This is a genomic window from Corallococcus sp. CA047B (genome assembly GCF_003612065.1).
Taxonomy (GTDB): Bacteria; Myxococcota; Myxococcia; order Myxococcales; family Myxococcaceae; genus Corallococcus; species Corallococcus praedator.
The window spans coordinates 1-14285 of sequence record NZ_RAWD01000261.1 but is presented as its reverse complement, the minus strand read 5'-3'; the positions used below and the strand labels follow the sequence as shown (position 1 = coordinate 14285).

Below are 14285 nucleotides of genomic sequence, written 5' to 3'. Positions count from 1 at the left end.
CCGCCGGGAAGTCATCCGCCGGGCCCCGCGCCACGCAGCAGGCGGTGCGCGTGCTCGCCGGAAGCCCGCGCATCACCGGCACCGTGAGCAACGAGCACGGCCCCGTGGCGGGCGTGCGCGTGTCCGCGTCGCGCGCCGAGCCGGGAGAGACGCTGTCGGAGCTGCCCTGCCCCGCCGATGCCACGGTGTCGTCCGGCCCCCGCGAGCGTCCCCTCCAGTGGACGGACTGCGGCCCCCGGCTCATCGGGGAGATCCAGGCGCGGGTCGCCGCACGTGAAGGGGAAGCGCGCGTGCTCGCGGAGACGACCACCGCGGAGGACGGCACCTTCGTGCTCGACGGGCTCACCGAGGGCGCCGTCACGCTCTGGGCCCTGGGGGAAGCGGGCGCGGCGAAGCAGCGCGACATCGCCACGGGAAGTCAGGACGTGGCGTTGCTCCTCGAAGAGGGCGTCGTGTTCAAGGGCGTCGTCCAGATGAAGGGCGATGCGGGTCCCATCGCCGGGGCGCGCGTCACCGTGTTCTCCCGGCAGCACACGCGCTTCTTCGATGCGCTCACCGACGCCAACGGCCAATTCCGCGTGGGCCCCCTGCCCGACACGGCCTACGCCGTCCTCATCACCGCGGAGGGCTGGACCTCCCTCTTCTTCAGGAATGCCCGTGCGCTCGAGTTCGAGGTCCTGTGGCTGGAGCGGCCCGTGCGCGTCACGGGCCGGGTGGTGTCCGCCCAGGGCACTCCCGCGCCAGGGGTCGACGTGATGTTGACCTCGTCGCTGCTGGACCCGGAGCAGCACTTCACCCAGACGGATGCCACGGGACGCTTCACCTTCGAATCCGCGCATCCGCCTCCGCACACGCTCTTCGCCCAGACGCCTTCGCGGGATGCCTTCGCCTCCTTCCAGTCCAAGGAGGATGACCCTCCGGTGGAGCCCGTGCTCCAACTGGAGCCCGCGGTGTTCCTGCAAGGCACCGTGCGGGATGACACGGGGAAGTCCATCGCGGAGGCTCGCGTGACGGCCCGCGCCGACGTCACGGGGGCGATTCCCTCCGGGGAGAGGGTCGCCGTGACCGACGCAGCGGGCCACTACCGGCTGGGCCCCCTGGTGACCGGTCCCCACAGGCTGGCCGTCCAGGCGGCGCACCACCTGGACCTTCCGCGCGATGAACGTCCCATCGACGCACGGATGGGACCGCTCGACTTCACGCTGAAGCGCGCCGTGTCGGTGGAGGGAATCCTCGTCGACACGGAAGGCAGCCCGCTTCCCGGACGGCAGGTGTCGCTGCGCAGGGGCACGGTGTCCCGGCGGGACCACGGTCGGGAGGAAGAGACCGTCACCACGGACGAGGCCGGAGGCTTCGTGGTGGACGCCAGGAGAGAGGGCGAAGGAGCGCTCTTCCTCGAAGAGGATGACCTCGTCACCGAGCAGATTGAGGTGCGCATTCCCTCTCGCGACGTGCGGTTCGTCGTGCGTCGGGGTGGAGAGGTGTCCGGCACCCTCCTGAGCGCGAAGGGAGCGCCCCTGGAGGGCATCGGCGTGTCCCTGTCGAGCACCGGGAAGCTCGACATCGATGGCCGCTACGACACCACGGATGAGCAGGGACGGTTCACGCTGCGGGGCATCCCTTCCGGCCACTTCATGGTGGAAGCGGCCTTCCAGACCGACGCGCTGGAGGAGATCACGACGCAGCCCGTGGAGGTCGTGGAGGGCGAAACCGTGGACGTCACCCTGCGCTTCCCGGAAGGCCGGACGGTGTCCGGCATCGCCGTGGACCCCGCGGGCCATCCCCTGGAAGGGGTCCTGGTCCGAGCCTCCCTCCCCTCCGAGGACATCCCGAGCTGGCGACAGGGGCGCGGGTTCTGCGGGAACAGCCTGCCGGAGGGCGTTCGCACGGACAAGGAGGGCCGCTTCGTCCTGAAACACCTGAGCGCGCCCCGCTACGAGGTGTTCGTGTCGCGCGAGGGCCACGTCTTTGATCCGGTCCGCTCCCAGGGGGGAACGGCCGTGAAGGAGGACTGGCGGATTGGAGCGGAGGCCCGCGAGCTGCGACTGGTGCTCAAGCCCAAAGCCCGCCTCCGGGGCCGGATCGTCGACGAGGGAGGCCAGCCCGTCACGTCCTTCTCGGTGAACGGAAGCGAGGTGACGTCCACGGACGGCACCTTCGCGGAGCCCGTGGAGCCGGACGACGTCCGGAAACTCGTGGTGCGAGCCATGGACTTCGCGCCCCTGGAGCGAGCCCTTACGCCCCCGGACGAAGGCGACCTGGACGTGGGCACCCTCACGCTGTCACGAGGCAGGACCGTGCGGGGCGTGCTGCACGACGCCCGGACGGGGACCCCGTTCACCGCCCGCGAAGCCACGGCCACCCGCCCGCAGGTCCACGTCCGGATTGAAGGAACAGGGCCGGAGGACTCCCGTCGCGCCCTGGATGTACGCTGGGTGGTCCCGGCCGAGGACGGGACGCTCCTGTTGGAGCGCCTGCCCGCCACCGCCCTCACGCTCCGGCTGGAGGTGGACGGCTACCTGCCACTTCAGCGGACGCTGGCGGCGGGAGCGCGGACCTTCACGGACGTGCTGGACCCTGGCGCATCGGTGGAGGTCCAGGTGCGGGACACCCGGGGACAGCCCCTTGCCGCGACCGTCACCTTCGTGGATGCGGAGGGGACTTCGCACCTCCACGTGGCGCCTCAGGGGACGGCGCGGGTGCAGGGCCTGCCCCCGGGCCTCTACTGGATGCAGGTCGAGCCACTCGACGAGGACCGCGAGGAGCGCTTTCGTCCCCAGCCCCTGCGGATTCCCGCGAGCGGCCCGGTGGCGGTCACGCTCGAAGCCTTGAAGGAAGGCAGCACCCTCCACCTGCGCCTGGAGGACGACATCGAGCTCGCCCTGTTGGTTCCAGGCCCGATGCCCTTCCCGGAGTCTCACCAGGCCGCGGCCTGGCTGCAGCAGAAATCCCATCCCGTGCAGTGGAGGGACGGCCCGCCGAAGGTCGCCACGTTCCAACACCTCCCGGCGGGCCGCTACACCCTCTTCGCCATGGGTACGAACGGCGAGCAACTCCACCGCGAGGAATTGGAAGTCTCAGCGACGGGTGAGCACTCGCGCGACGTGCGCGCGGTGTGGCGTCCCATCGGGCCCTGAGGCAAGCGGCCCGACGGGCACCTGGCTCAGGGGAAGAACGCGCTCCGGTCACACGTCAGGCTGCCGCCCGCGCGGTAGAGCAGGTCCTGGTAGACGATGGTGTTGCTGATGGGGGACGCGCTCGTCACCGTGGCCACGGTGACGCCGCCGCGCACCGCCCGGAAGCGCGGCGTGCCCTCCCGCAGGGGGATGCGGAAGGACTGGATGCCCGCGCCCACGTCCTTGCGTTGCACCGTGCCCGCCACCTCGATCTCGAGCGTCGCGGGCGCGGTGAGGAACGCCAGCAATTCAATCTCGTTCGCGGGCGGCGCGCCGTTCTTCACCTGGTAGACGGCGCGCTGCTTCGTCAGGTCTGGAGACGCGGTGGTCGCCTGGTTCCGGTGGAAGTAATACACCGCGTCCCGGACGATGGCCGGCTGCACGCCCGTCTTGAACCACGCCGTGTAGTAGGCCGTCAGGTCGAACGGGGCCCACTGCGTGCCGCTGGACGGCGAGAACTCCGTGGCCTCCGAATAGTCATTCCAGGTGATGAGCTGCACCCAGTCCGCGCCGCCCGCGATGGCCGCGTCCCACAGCGCCAGCAGCGCCTGGGAGTTGTTCGCCTCCGTGTAGATGAGGTCCTTGGGCCGCGAGTCCTGCACCGCCAGGGGCGCCATCCACTTCAAGCCCATGCCGTGCGCGGTGCCCGGGTTCGTCTTCTGCCCCGCCGCGCCCGACAGCGTGCGCGAGCCCCAGGTGGACGTGCCGTACAGGGGCACCTGCGCCTTCAGGCTCGTCGTCGCCGCCGCCCACGGCGACACGTACACCGGCCACAGCGCGGACGGGATGCCGCGCGCGGCCAGGGCCTGGAGCGTGGAGGCCCACCACTGCGGCGTGCGCCGGTCCGCGGCGAACGGCGACAGCAGCAGCCGCCCGTCGTCCAGGTGGTACGTCGCCGGGTGCGCCGCCACCGACGCGATGGAGTCCACGAAGGCGGTTTGCGCCTCCGCGTCCGTGCCCTGGTACGTGGACGTCATGTCCGGCATCAGCACGATGCGGAAGCCCGGGTCCACGGCGCTCGCGGCGTCCAGCAGCTTGAGCAGTCGCGTCCAGTGCGTGCCCTGATGGTTGAGGATGTCGTAGGTGAAGCCGTCCAGGCCCAGCGCGGATGCGCGCCGCACCTCCACCTCGAAGTTCGCGCGCTCGAAGTCCACGCCCGCCGCGCGGGGAGGCTGCGCAAGGGGGCGCTGCTTGAGCAGGCCGCCGCAGTAGGCGAACTTGGAGTTCTCCCCCGTGGGCTGCAGGTAGTTGCGCGCGTAGTAGTCGACCGCCGGGTCCTTGTTGTCGAGCGACAGCGGATAGGGCGAGAAGTAGTGCGCGAAGACCTTCTTCGGTGACGCACGCAGCGACGACAGCGAAGGCAGGTCCAGCGCGAAGCACGGCGTGGGCTGGGACGCCACGGTCGCGCTCAGCTCCAGGTCGAAGCCCAGATCGGAGGAGTTGAGCGTGGACTGGTGCACCTCCACCGCCAGCACGTTGGTGCCTGACACGAGCGAGCCCAGCGCGATGGAGGCGGTCAACCATGCCGTCTCATCCACCCCCGCGATGACCAGGGGCGCCAGCGTCGTGGGCGTCACCGTGCCCGAGGGCAGGTTGGTGCGGAAGACCTCCGTGCCGTTCAGGTACACGATGGCGCCGTCATCCCGCAGCAGCCGCAGCACGCCCGCGCTCACCCGCGACACATCCGCCACGGTGAAGCTCTTGCGAAACCACGTCGTCACATGGCGGGCAGAAGCATTGGGGCCGTAGGACACCACGGTCGCCTCGTCCCCGTCGCCGTAGCCCAACTGCGCGGCCCCCTGCGACCACGCCGCGTCGGCGTACGCCACCGTCTTCCACTGCGCGCCCGGATCCACGCCGGTGTCCCGGTACTTCCACACGCTGCCCGCGGCCACCAGCGTGGTGGAGGTTCCCACCGCCGCCTGCGAGGCCTCGGAGACCCGCGCCTCTGACGGGACGGGCCCGGAAGGCTCGGCGGGACCACAGCCACCGACCAGGGCGACCCACAGCGAAAGACATCCCACGCGAACGGAGGGTGACGACAGCAACGAAGACATGGAGCCTCGGGGGAGGGGCGAAAAAGACAGACAGGGACCGCCTGCCCTTTATCTTCCCGAGGCATCAGGATGTTTCGGCGGAACCCTGAATCTCCGTTCTTTCCAGTATTGACAGTGTTTTACATCCGATGCGACACGGGCCGCCCTCCCCAGGGGAAGGACGGCCCGAGACGGCTCAAGCGTCAGCGCGACGGACTACCGGACGAAGTCCCACGCATCCGCCCAGGCGATGCCCGTGCCCGGCGCGTAGTAGGACGCCACGCCCTGGCACCAGCCGGAGTACGGGAAGGGCTTGCAGCGGTAGAGGTGCGAATCCGTGCCCTCCACCAGCGTGCCGGCGGTGTAGCTGGAGAGGCCGGCGGGGTACTTGTACTGGGCTGTCGGGCCGCTGCCGCCGTCGGTGCCACCGTCGGAGCCGCCACCGGGCGCCGGCTTCTCGATGTCGACCTGGAACGTGTAGCCCGTCTCCTTCGCGTACACGCGGTTGGCCAGCGCGTCCTGGGCCGGGGTGATGCTGCCCGTCGTCTGGAGCACGCCCACCTGCACGCGGCTGGAGACGGCGTTCACCTGCTGCGCCAGCCGGTAGACCCACGTGGCGGCCGGGGTGGCGGCATCCAGCAGCAGCGGGTGGGACTCCGCGTCGCGGCCCGCGCTGTCGAAGAGGCGGAACGTCACCTTGCTGCCCTTGGCCAGGTCCTCGCGGGCCTGCACCTGGCCCAATTCCTTCCACGACACCGGCGGGGGCGGCGTGTTGCTGAACTTCACGTCGGTGCAGGCGTAGAAGGCCTCCGGGCTGTCCGCGCGCTGCCAGATGGCGAAGATGACGTGCGAGCCCGACTTGCCCGACGGGAAGGGGCAGTTGAGGCGGTAGCGGTTGTTCGTCGCGGACACGTTGGTGACGTTGCAGAAGGGCGCCGCGTCCAGGTCCGACCACTTCAGGGGCAGCGCCGGGTTGTAGCCTTCCTTCGTCGCGAAGAGCTGGAAGTAGCCCGTGGCGTGCACCGCGGTGGCGTGGAAGACGAACTCGAACTTGCCGCTGGCGTCCGGGGTGATGAGCGTGGACGGCCAGTCCGTGCGCGCCAGGTCCAACCCCTTGTGACTCTCATTGGCGGCGCTGCACAGCTTGCCGTCGGGGATGATCTCCCGGTGCCGGCCATTGGCGGCGCCCTGCCGGACACCGTTCCAGTCATACAGCGCCTGCGTGCCACCGGCCTGGACCGCGGCCTTGCAGGCAGCGGATTTGGGACTCTCCGGCCCTTCCTTGAAACAGCCGTACACGCGGCTGATGGGAACTTCCATGGAGCCGTGCGCCGCCGCCAGGCTGGCGGACAGCAGGGAGACCACGGCAAGCGACGATGCGAGCGCCTTCTGGATTCCTGCGAACATCCCTACCTCCTTCTGTTCAATCCAGAGGGAGGCGGGGCGGAATCATTTCGGGTCAAAGCCGGGCGCGGAAAAAACCAGGGTGTCTCTTCCGCGCCCGCCTGCTGCGTGTCTCAGGCCACCAGCTCCGTCAGCAGACCCTTCGGCATGGACGGGTCGCCGAAGTCGTCCAGGGGGCCGCCCGCCGCGTTGCGCACGCCCACCGCGGTGCCAATGGTGTTGAGCAGCTTGTTGAGGTTGGGATTGCCGCCGCCGGACGCCGTCACCGCCACGCCCTGCTTGAGGTAGCCATTGCAGCTGCCCGCCAGGATGAAGGGGATGTTGTGCGCCGAGTGCGCCGGCCCGTTGCCCAGGTCGTTGAACCAGACGGACACGCCCTGGTCGACCAGCTTCTTGCCATCCGGCAGCGCATAGGCCGCCAGCCGGTCCAGCAGGTAGTTGAACGTCTGCGCGAACTGCGCATCCACGCGCGAGTGCAGCACGTCCGAGCCCGCGATGACGCCGCCCGATGCGTCGTGCGACAGCCGGCGGTGGGAGATGAAGTGGAAGTTCTCCATCAACTGCTTCGTCGTCGGGTCCCGGTAGCGCGTGGCGCTGTCGTTGCCGTTGCCCACCTGGATGGCCACCGAGCGCGTGGTGCCGCACGCCACCGCGAGCACCGCGATGTCCATGTGCAACCGCACCGTGGCCAGCACCTCGTCACCGTCCGTGCTGTTGTAGCCGGGCGCCTGCTGCTGCAGCCGCAGCTCCTCGTCCGCGCGGGCGCGGCACGTCAACGCCACCTCCAGGTCGCGCACGTTGGACAGGTGCAGGTCCAGGCGCTCGTGGTCCGTGCGGCTCAGCTCCGGCCGCGACTGGAGCGCCTTGAGCTGTCCGGACACCAGGTCGTTGATGCTCTTCTGGCGCACGAGCATCGCCTCGCGCGCCTCCGGCGTGAGGCCTCCGGGGCCGCCCACCATCGTCTGGTAGGCCACCCACGGGTCATGCAGCGCGGCCCGTCGCGACGCGCTGCCCCGGTGGGAGATGCACGGGCCGCCCAACCAGCCGCCGGCCTGCCCCGCGTAGAGGTAGAGCGAGTCGCGCTTCTGCGGGTTCAGCTCGCGGCCGATGCGGTGGTCCAGCGATTCGCCGGACGCCTCGGAGTCACCGCCCACGCCCTCCACGGCGGGGCCGCGCGCGGTGAGGGCCTGGAACGCGCCGCGCGCATGGCCATCCCCGTAGTTGTAGTCCTTCATGTTGATGTTGCGCACCACCAGCAGGCGGGCGCGGTGGTCGGCCAGCTCCACCAGCGACTTGCCCGCGAGCGTCGTCGTGGTGAGGTTGCCCAGGGGCTCCGGCCAGAAGCGCTCCGGCTCGGTGCCGATCTCCGACGTGCTCTGCGCGCTGGCGACACCATCCGCCTGGCGCAGGAAGATGGCGAAGGGCAGCGCCCCGGGCTCCGCCGCCTGGGCCTTGCGGGGCAGGAGCCCCTCCAGCACCGGCAGTCCCAACATGGCCCCACCCAGGCCCTGCAACACGCGTCGACGGCTCAGTTTCACGGCAGCTCCTCCGGGTGGCGGTTCACGAAGCCCACGCCCGTGACGACTTCGACGACCAGGTCCACGACGGACAGCTCCCCCGTCCGCGACAGCTTGCCCAACCGCGACACCAGCGCGGCGTCCTCCGGGGCCGCCGGGCGTCCGCTCAGATACTCCACCCAGTGGCGCGCGTAGCACTCGTGCACCGCCTGCGTGCTGGCGAGCGTGTCCGACAACTGCACCGCGTCGCGCACGGAGATCTTCTCCCCGCCGATGGACGGCGACGACGTGGCGTCCACCGGGTGCCCGTTGTCCGTGGTGCGGAAGCCGCCCACGGCGTCGAAGTTCTCGAAGGGGAAGCCCAGCGGGTTGATGAGGTTCGAATGGCACGACGCGCACACCGTGCCGGGGGCCTCCGTGTGGGAGGTGACGACCTCGCGGTTGGTGCGGCCATTGGGCGCGGGCAGCGCGGGGATGTTGGCCGGCGGCGCGCCAATCTTCTGGCACAGCAGGTGCTCCGACAGGAACACGCCCCGGTGGATGGGGTCCGGGTCCAACGACGTCGCGTGCGAAGCGAGGAAGCCCACCTGCGTGAGCACGCCCCGGCGCTGCGTCGCGTCCAGCGTGGCCGGCACGAAGTCCGCGGTGAACGTCCCGGTGAGGCCGTAGATGCGCGCCAGCTCGTCGTTGACGAAGGTGTCGCGCGACGTGAGCAGGTCGGAGAAGCGCCCCTCCCGCTTGAAGACGACGTCCTCCACGAAGAGCGCGTTCTCCTTCGCCGCGGACTCGGACAGCTTCGCGGTGACGGTGGGGAAGCGCGTGGTGTTGGGCCGGATGCTCGCGTAGCGGGGCACGTCGAAGACGACCTGGTGGTAGGCCCCCACCACGCCGCGCGCCCGCGCGTCCTTCAGCATCCGCCGCGCCTGCTCCGCCACGCCCTCGCGCTTCACCAGCGCGCCCTCGCGGGCCGCGGTGAACAGCGCCTCGTCCGGCATGGAGTCCCAGAGCGCGTAGCTCAACCGCGACGCCACCTCGTAGGCGTCCAGCGGCACCTTGCCGTCCGTCGCCTGGGTGCTCTTCTCCACGCGGTAGAGGAACAGGGGCGACTGGAGGAAGCCCTCCATCACCAGCCGCAGGCCCGCCTGGAACGGGGCCATGGTCGCGTAGGCCGTGGGGCCCTTGCGGTACAGGACGAGGTAGGACTCCACCTCGGAGGCCGTCAGCGGCCGGCGGTGCGCCCGCAGGCCGAAGGACTCCACGAACGCCTTCGCGCGCGCCTCGTCCGTGTTGGTGCCGGGGGGCAAGAGCTTCCCCAGCTTCGTCGCGTCCGTAGCCACCTGCCCGGCCAGGTCCGCCGCCGCGCGCTGGTACGCGCCCCACAGGGCCTCGTCCACCGACAGGGCGCGGGCGTCGTTGTCGAAGAGGAAGCCGCTCTGGGACGGATCCGCGCGGAAGCCCTGCGCCAGCGCCGTGGGCGCCGCGTCCAGCTTCAGCAGCTCCTTCACGCTGGCCACCCACTGCGGGTGCGTCAGCCGAGCGACGCGCACCGACCGCGCCGGCTGCTCCACCCCCGCGGGCGGATTGTTCGTACCGCCCGGGCCCGGATTGCCGCCCGGCCCGGGGCCACTGGGCTTCGCCGCATCCAGGATCTGGCCTTCACAGGCCCCCAGCAGTCCTACGGAGACGGCCAGCAGCGCCGGACTCCACCATCGTCGTCTTCGCGCCATCGAGCGAGCGCCTCCGTTCATTGGTGCTCATCCCAATGAGGAGACGTTCGAAAGTCAATCCGTACACCGGACAAACCCGACAGCCCCGTCACGTCGACATTGAAAACAAATGTCAACACCGCATGCGGGGCAGCTAACCGGGGATGAGGAAGCGCGCGATGACGCGCTTGAGGCCCACATCTCCGCCGAACTCCACCGTCACCTTGGCGTTGGGGCCGCTGCCATCCGTGGAGATGATCCGCCCGGATCCGAACTGCTCATGGCGCACGCGCATGCCGCGCACGTCGCCGCTCACGGCCTCCATGTCGGAGGCCTGCGAATAGCTGTGGTCCACGCGCGGGCCGGTTTCGTCCTCGTCCCACGCGCGACGGCGTGGGGCCATGGCGGCGGGGCGCGGCGGCGGGGGCAGGTCGTTCTCCTTGAAGCCGAACAGCGCCTGCGGCACGTCCGCCAGGAAGCGGCTGGGCGGGTTGTACTTGAGCTCACCGAAGAGGGAGCGGCACTGCGCAAGGCTCACGAAGAGCCGCTTGCGCGCGCGGGTGAAGCCCACGTAGCAGAGCCTGCGCTCCTCGGCCATCTCCTCGCCGCTGTCCGGTTCGGCGCTCTTGAGCGCGCGCGAGTGCGGGAAGACGCCGTCCTCCATGCCGGTGAGGAACACCGCGTCGAACTCCAGGCCCTTGGCCGCGTGCAGCGTCATCAGCGCCACCCGGCCGTCGCCCACCTCCGCGTCCGCGTCGCCCACCAGGCTGATCTGCTCCAGGAACGCCTGCAAAGAGGGCACGTCCGCGGTGAGGGGCGCGGAGTCCACGCCCTCCGGCGCAGCCTCCTCGCGCGCTTCAATCGCCATGGCCATCGCCACGGAGTCGGAGGCGCGCTTCAGGTCGAACTCCTGCGCGGCGCCCAACAGTTCGCGAAGGTTCTCCGCCCGGGTGGTGGACTCCTCGCTGCCGTCGGCGACGAGCGTCTCCACGAGCTTCGTCTCCTTGAGCATCTGGTCCACCGCGCCCGCCGCGTCCTTCGCCGTCTGGGCGAACGCGTTGAGCGACACCAGGAGCTGGTGGAAGCCGCCCAGCCGCTTCTGCGCCGCGCTGTTGAGGGCGGGGATGCGCTGGCGCTCAGCCAGGGCCTCGAAGAGGCTCAGGCCCTCCTGGACGGCGAAGTCCTTCAGCCGCTCCTCGGTGGTGCCGCCAATGCCGCGCGCCGGGACGTTGAGCACGCGCTCCAGGTCCGCGTCCGAGCGCGGGTTCACCATCAGCCGCAGGTACGCGGCCGCGTCGCGCACCTCCGCGCGGTCATAGAAGCTGCGTCCGCTCACCAGCGTGTACGGCACGCGCGCCAGCCGCAGCGCTTCTTCCAGCACGCGGCTCTGCGCGTTGGTCCGGTAGAACACCGCCATGCTGGCGAACTTGATGAAGCCCTCGCGCTGGAGGGCGAGGATGCGCCGGGCGACCTCCTGCCCCTCCGCCCGTTCATCGCGGTGGAGCATCAGCTCCAGGTTCTCGCCCTTGGGCCGCTCGCTCCAGAGCTTCTTCTCCAGCCGGCGCGAGTTCTTGGAGATGACCTCGTGCGCGGCGGTGAGGATGTTCTGGTCGGAGCGGTAGTTCTGCTCCAGGCGCACCACCCGGGCGCCCGGGTACTGCTTGGGGAACTCCAGGATGTTCTGCACGTCCGCGCCGCGCCAGCGGTAGATGGACTGGTCGTCGTCACCCACCACCACCAGGTTCGAGGACGGCGGCGGGGCCAGCTGCCGCAAGAGCGCGTACTGCACGGGGTTCGTGTCCTGGAACTCGTCCACCAGCACGTGCGTGAAGCGCGTGCGGTAGCGCTCCAGCACGTCCGGTCGGTCGTGGAAGAGCTTCACCAGGAGCAGCAGCAGGTCCCCGAAGTCCACCGCGTTCGCCGCGCGCAAGAGGCGCTGGTAGGCCCGGTACACGCGCTGCACGGTGGCGCCCTTCACGTCATCCGGACCCGACAGGCGCATGTCGTCCGGCAGGCGCGCGGCGTTCTTCTCCTGGTCGATGCGGTTCAGGATTTCGCGCGGCTGCATCATGGATTCGATGCCGGCGTCGCGCATGGCGCGCTTGACGACGTTGAGCTGATCTCCGTCGTCGTAGATGACGAACGACCGGGTCAGCTCCACGTGCTCCGCCTCGCGGCGGAGGATCATCGCGGAGGCCGAGTGGAACGTGCTCACCACCAGCTCATTCGCCTGCGCGCCCATCAGGGCGAAGAGGCGGTCGCGCATCTCGCGCGCGGCCTTGTTGGTGAACGTGACGGCCAGGATGCGCCAGGGGAAGACGTGGCGCACCTTCACCAGGTGGGCGACCCGGCGGGTGATGACGCGCGTCTTGCCGCTGCCGGCGCCCGACAGCACCAGGAGCGGGCCGTCGCCATGGAGCACGGCGTCCGCCTGGGGCGGATTGAGGTCTTCGAGGAGGGCGGATTCGTGCGGGTTCACGGGGGTTTCCACGGACGGAAGAACCCCGTCTTCTAACGTCTTTCGCCCGCCCGTGTGGGGTCTTCCGCCGCCCCCGCCGCACGCCGGGCCGTCCGCTCCCAGGACGGGCAGGAAGCGTGGGATATAAGAAGGGGAGCCCCCCATGTCCGACACCCTTTCGTCCCCCCCTTCCCAGGCCCAGTTGGACCGCTTCGCGGAAGGCTTCAACCAGAGTCTCACCCTGCGTCACTTCGGCGCCCGGATGTCCTTTCCGGAAGGCCGCAAGGTCGTCGTCACCCTCCCGGAAGTGAAGCCCGAACACCGGGGCGGCCTGGGCACCTCCGCCGTCAACGGCGGCATGCTCGCGGCCCTGTTCGACCTGGCCATCGGGTGCACCCCGGCGCTCCGGGACCCCACCCGCCGCTGCGCCACCATGCAGCTGTCCATGAGCTTCGAGCGCCCCGCCACCGGCGACAGCCTCCACGTGGAGGCCGTCATCGACCACGGCGGGCCCACCACCGTCTTCGCGTCCGCCCGCCTGCTCGACAGCGAGGGACGGGTGTGCGCCCGCTGCCAGGGCGTCGTGCGCGTCTCCACCAAACCCTGGGCCGCGGGCGACAGCCCCGCCACGAACTGACATCCCCCTACCCCGCGCCACCCTTGCCCTCCTTCGTCGATATGTCCGACCTGGATGCACGTTTCTCCGAGGCACCGGGGCACACTGCGTCCCCGGCGGACCGACGTGCGCCACGGGAAGACGGCATGGATGCAGCCGTACAGGGCTTTGGGATGACGACGCTCCAGTCGCGTCAGGAGACAGACGGGGCCCTCAGGCCCGGGGCCGCTCCGGATGAGGAGGCCCTGTCTCGACGCGCGCTGGCCGGGGAGCGGGGGGCGTGGGACGCGCTCATCGCGCGGCACCAGCGCCGGGTGGTGGTGTCGCTGCTCGCCCGGGGCATCCGGGTGGACCGCGCCCAGGAGCTGGCCCAGGAGACCTGGGCCCGCCTCATCCAGCAACAGCAGCGGGGACTGCTCACGGAGCTGCGCCTGCCCCACCTCGCGCTCGCCCAGGCCTCCTTCCTGGCCGCCGACGACGCCCGACGCACGCGGCGTGAATCGGTGGACAGCACGGTGGAGGACCTGCCGGAGCGCCAGCAGCCGGTGGACCCCTCGCAGTCCGCGGAACGGCGCCTGCTCTCCGAGGAGCAGCTCACCCGGGCCCGCGACGCGCTCGCCCAGGTGTCCCCGGGCGCGCGCAACGTCTTCCTCCTGGCCTGTGACGGCCAGGGGCTCCCCCATTCCGAGGTCGCCACCCGCGTGGGATTGTCCGTCCAGCGCGTGCGACAGATTCTGTGCGAGGTCCGCAAGAAGTTGCGCACCGCGCTCGAAGAGGAAACCCATGTCTAGGCTCACGCCCCACCTCACCCGCGACCGCACGGAGCAATACCTGCTGGGCGCGCTGCCGCCGGACGCCGCGGCGGAGCTGGAGGCCCACACCCTCACGTGCGACGCGTGCGCGCGCCTGCTCCAGGAGGAGGCCCTCCTGGATGAACAGCTCTACGAGGTCGCCGCCGCCGCGTCCCGCGAGGCCGTCGTGCTCCGCCCCGCGCGCTGGCACCGCCCCGCCGCCGCAGCGGCCGCCCTGCTGGCGGTGGCCGCCTCCGTGTTCCTGATGCTGCGCCCCACGCAAGGCCCCGGGGAGGGCCCTGTCCCCGTCCCCCCGGTCGCCATGGTGCGGGAGGCTCCCCAGGAAGACGACGCGGAGCCCCTGGACATCATGGTGGCGTGCCCGGACCTGGCGACCCAGGAGCACTGCCTGCGCTCCGCCAGCGCGCGGGGCCTGCTCGTCTACCACCCCGGCGGCATGGGCGAGGTCCCCCGCTACGACGCGTCCACGCGCCTGCCCGACGTCGCGCTGAGCTCGCGGCCGGCGGCCCTGTGAGGATCGCGATGAGTCCGCGAACCCGCATCCTCGGTCTGCTCCTGTC

Annotated in this window: 9 protein-coding genes; 4 read left to right on the top strand and 5 right to left on the bottom strand. The window is 70.6% G+C overall.

Annotated elements, in window-relative coordinates; translation table 11 throughout:
- A partial coding sequence (locus D7X74_RS30940) for a collagen binding domain-containing protein (protein WP_147446742.1) occupies positions 1-3137 on the top strand: 3137 nt, incomplete at its 5' end.
- A 26-nt stretch (positions 3138-3163) separates the two neighbouring features.
- On the opposite strand, the gene D7X74_RS30935 is transcribed toward D7X74_RS30940, so the two are convergent.
- The 5 genes from D7X74_RS30935 to D7X74_RS30915 all read right to left on the bottom strand — a co-directional run bounded on the left by D7X74_RS30935 (position 3164) and on the right by D7X74_RS30915 (position 12318).
- Positions 3164-5233, bottom strand: coding sequence for a glycoside hydrolase family 71 protein (locus D7X74_RS30935; protein ID WP_120536611.1), 2070 nt, complete (start codon positions 5231-5233; stop codon positions 3164-3166).
- Between the two features lie 195 nt (positions 5234-5428).
- A complete protein-coding gene (locus D7X74_RS30930; protein ID WP_120536610.1) occupies positions 5429-6619 on the bottom strand; it encodes a lytic polysaccharide monooxygenase in 1191 nt (396 codons plus the stop codon).
- Between the two features lie 110 nt (positions 6620-6729).
- A complete protein-coding gene (locus tag D7X74_RS30925) occupies positions 6730-8154 on the bottom strand; it encodes a DUF1552 domain-containing protein (protein WP_120536609.1) in 1425 nt (474 codons plus the stop codon).
- Positions 8151-9860 (bottom strand): DUF1592 domain-containing protein, encoded by a 1710-nt coding sequence (locus D7X74_RS30920; protein WP_233602329.1) that lies wholly within the window; start codon positions 9858-9860, stop codon positions 8151-8153. Before D7X74_RS30920 ends, D7X74_RS30925 begins: the two co-directional genes overlap by 4 nt.
- 133 nt (positions 9861-9993) lie before the next feature.
- Positions 9994-12318 (bottom strand): ATP-dependent helicase, encoded by a 2325-nt coding sequence (locus tag D7X74_RS30915; protein ID WP_233595577.1) that lies wholly within the window; start codon positions 12316-12318, stop codon positions 9994-9996.
- 142 nt (positions 12319-12460) lie between these two features.
- Here D7X74_RS30915 and D7X74_RS30910 point away from each other — a divergent pair, with 142 nt between their 5' ends.
- The 3 genes from D7X74_RS30910 to D7X74_RS30900 all read left to right on the top strand — a co-directional run bounded on the left by D7X74_RS30910 (position 12461) and on the right by D7X74_RS30900 (position 14239).
- On the top strand, positions 12461-12934 hold the full coding sequence (locus tag D7X74_RS30910; RefSeq protein ID WP_120536607.1) for a PaaI family thioesterase: 474 nt from the start codon (positions 12461-12463) through the stop codon (positions 12932-12934).
- 125 nt (positions 12935-13059) lie between these two features.
- Positions 13060-13704 carry an RNA polymerase sigma factor gene (locus D7X74_RS30905; protein ID WP_120536606.1) on the top strand — a complete coding sequence of 215 codons (645 nt, stop codon included), beginning with the start codon at positions 13060-13062 and terminating at the stop codon, positions 13702-13704.
- Positions 13697-14239: a zf-HC2 domain-containing protein gene (locus tag D7X74_RS30900; RefSeq protein ID WP_120536605.1), complete on the top strand. Its 543-nt coding sequence runs from the start codon at positions 13697-13699 to the stop codon at positions 14237-14239. Before D7X74_RS30905 ends, D7X74_RS30900 begins: the two co-directional genes overlap by 8 nt.
- The last annotated feature ends 46 nt before the right edge of the window (positions 14240-14285 follow it).

Coding starts and splice junctions, on each gene's coding strand:
- D7X74_RS30935 (WP_120536611.1), bottom strand. CDS start 5,233: ATGTCTTCGTTGCTGTCGTCACCCTCCGTTCGCGTGGGATGTCTTTCG.
- D7X74_RS30930 (WP_120536610.1), bottom strand. CDS start 6,619: ATGTTCGCAGGAATCCAGAAGGCGCTCGCATCGTCGCTTGCCGTGGTC.
- D7X74_RS30920 (WP_233602329.1), bottom strand. CDS start 9,860: ATGGCGCGAAGACGACGATGGTGGAGTCCGGCGCTGCTGGCCGTCTCC.
- D7X74_RS30910 (WP_120536607.1), top strand. CDS start 12,461: ATGTCCGACACCCTTTCGTCCCCCCCTTCCCAGGCCCAGTTGGACCGC.
- D7X74_RS30905 (WP_120536606.1), top strand. CDS start 13,060: ATGGATGCAGCCGTACAGGGCTTTGGGATGACGACGCTCCAGTCGCGT.
- D7X74_RS30900 (WP_120536605.1), top strand. CDS start 13,697: ATGTCTAGGCTCACGCCCCACCTCACCCGCGACCGCACGGAGCAATAC.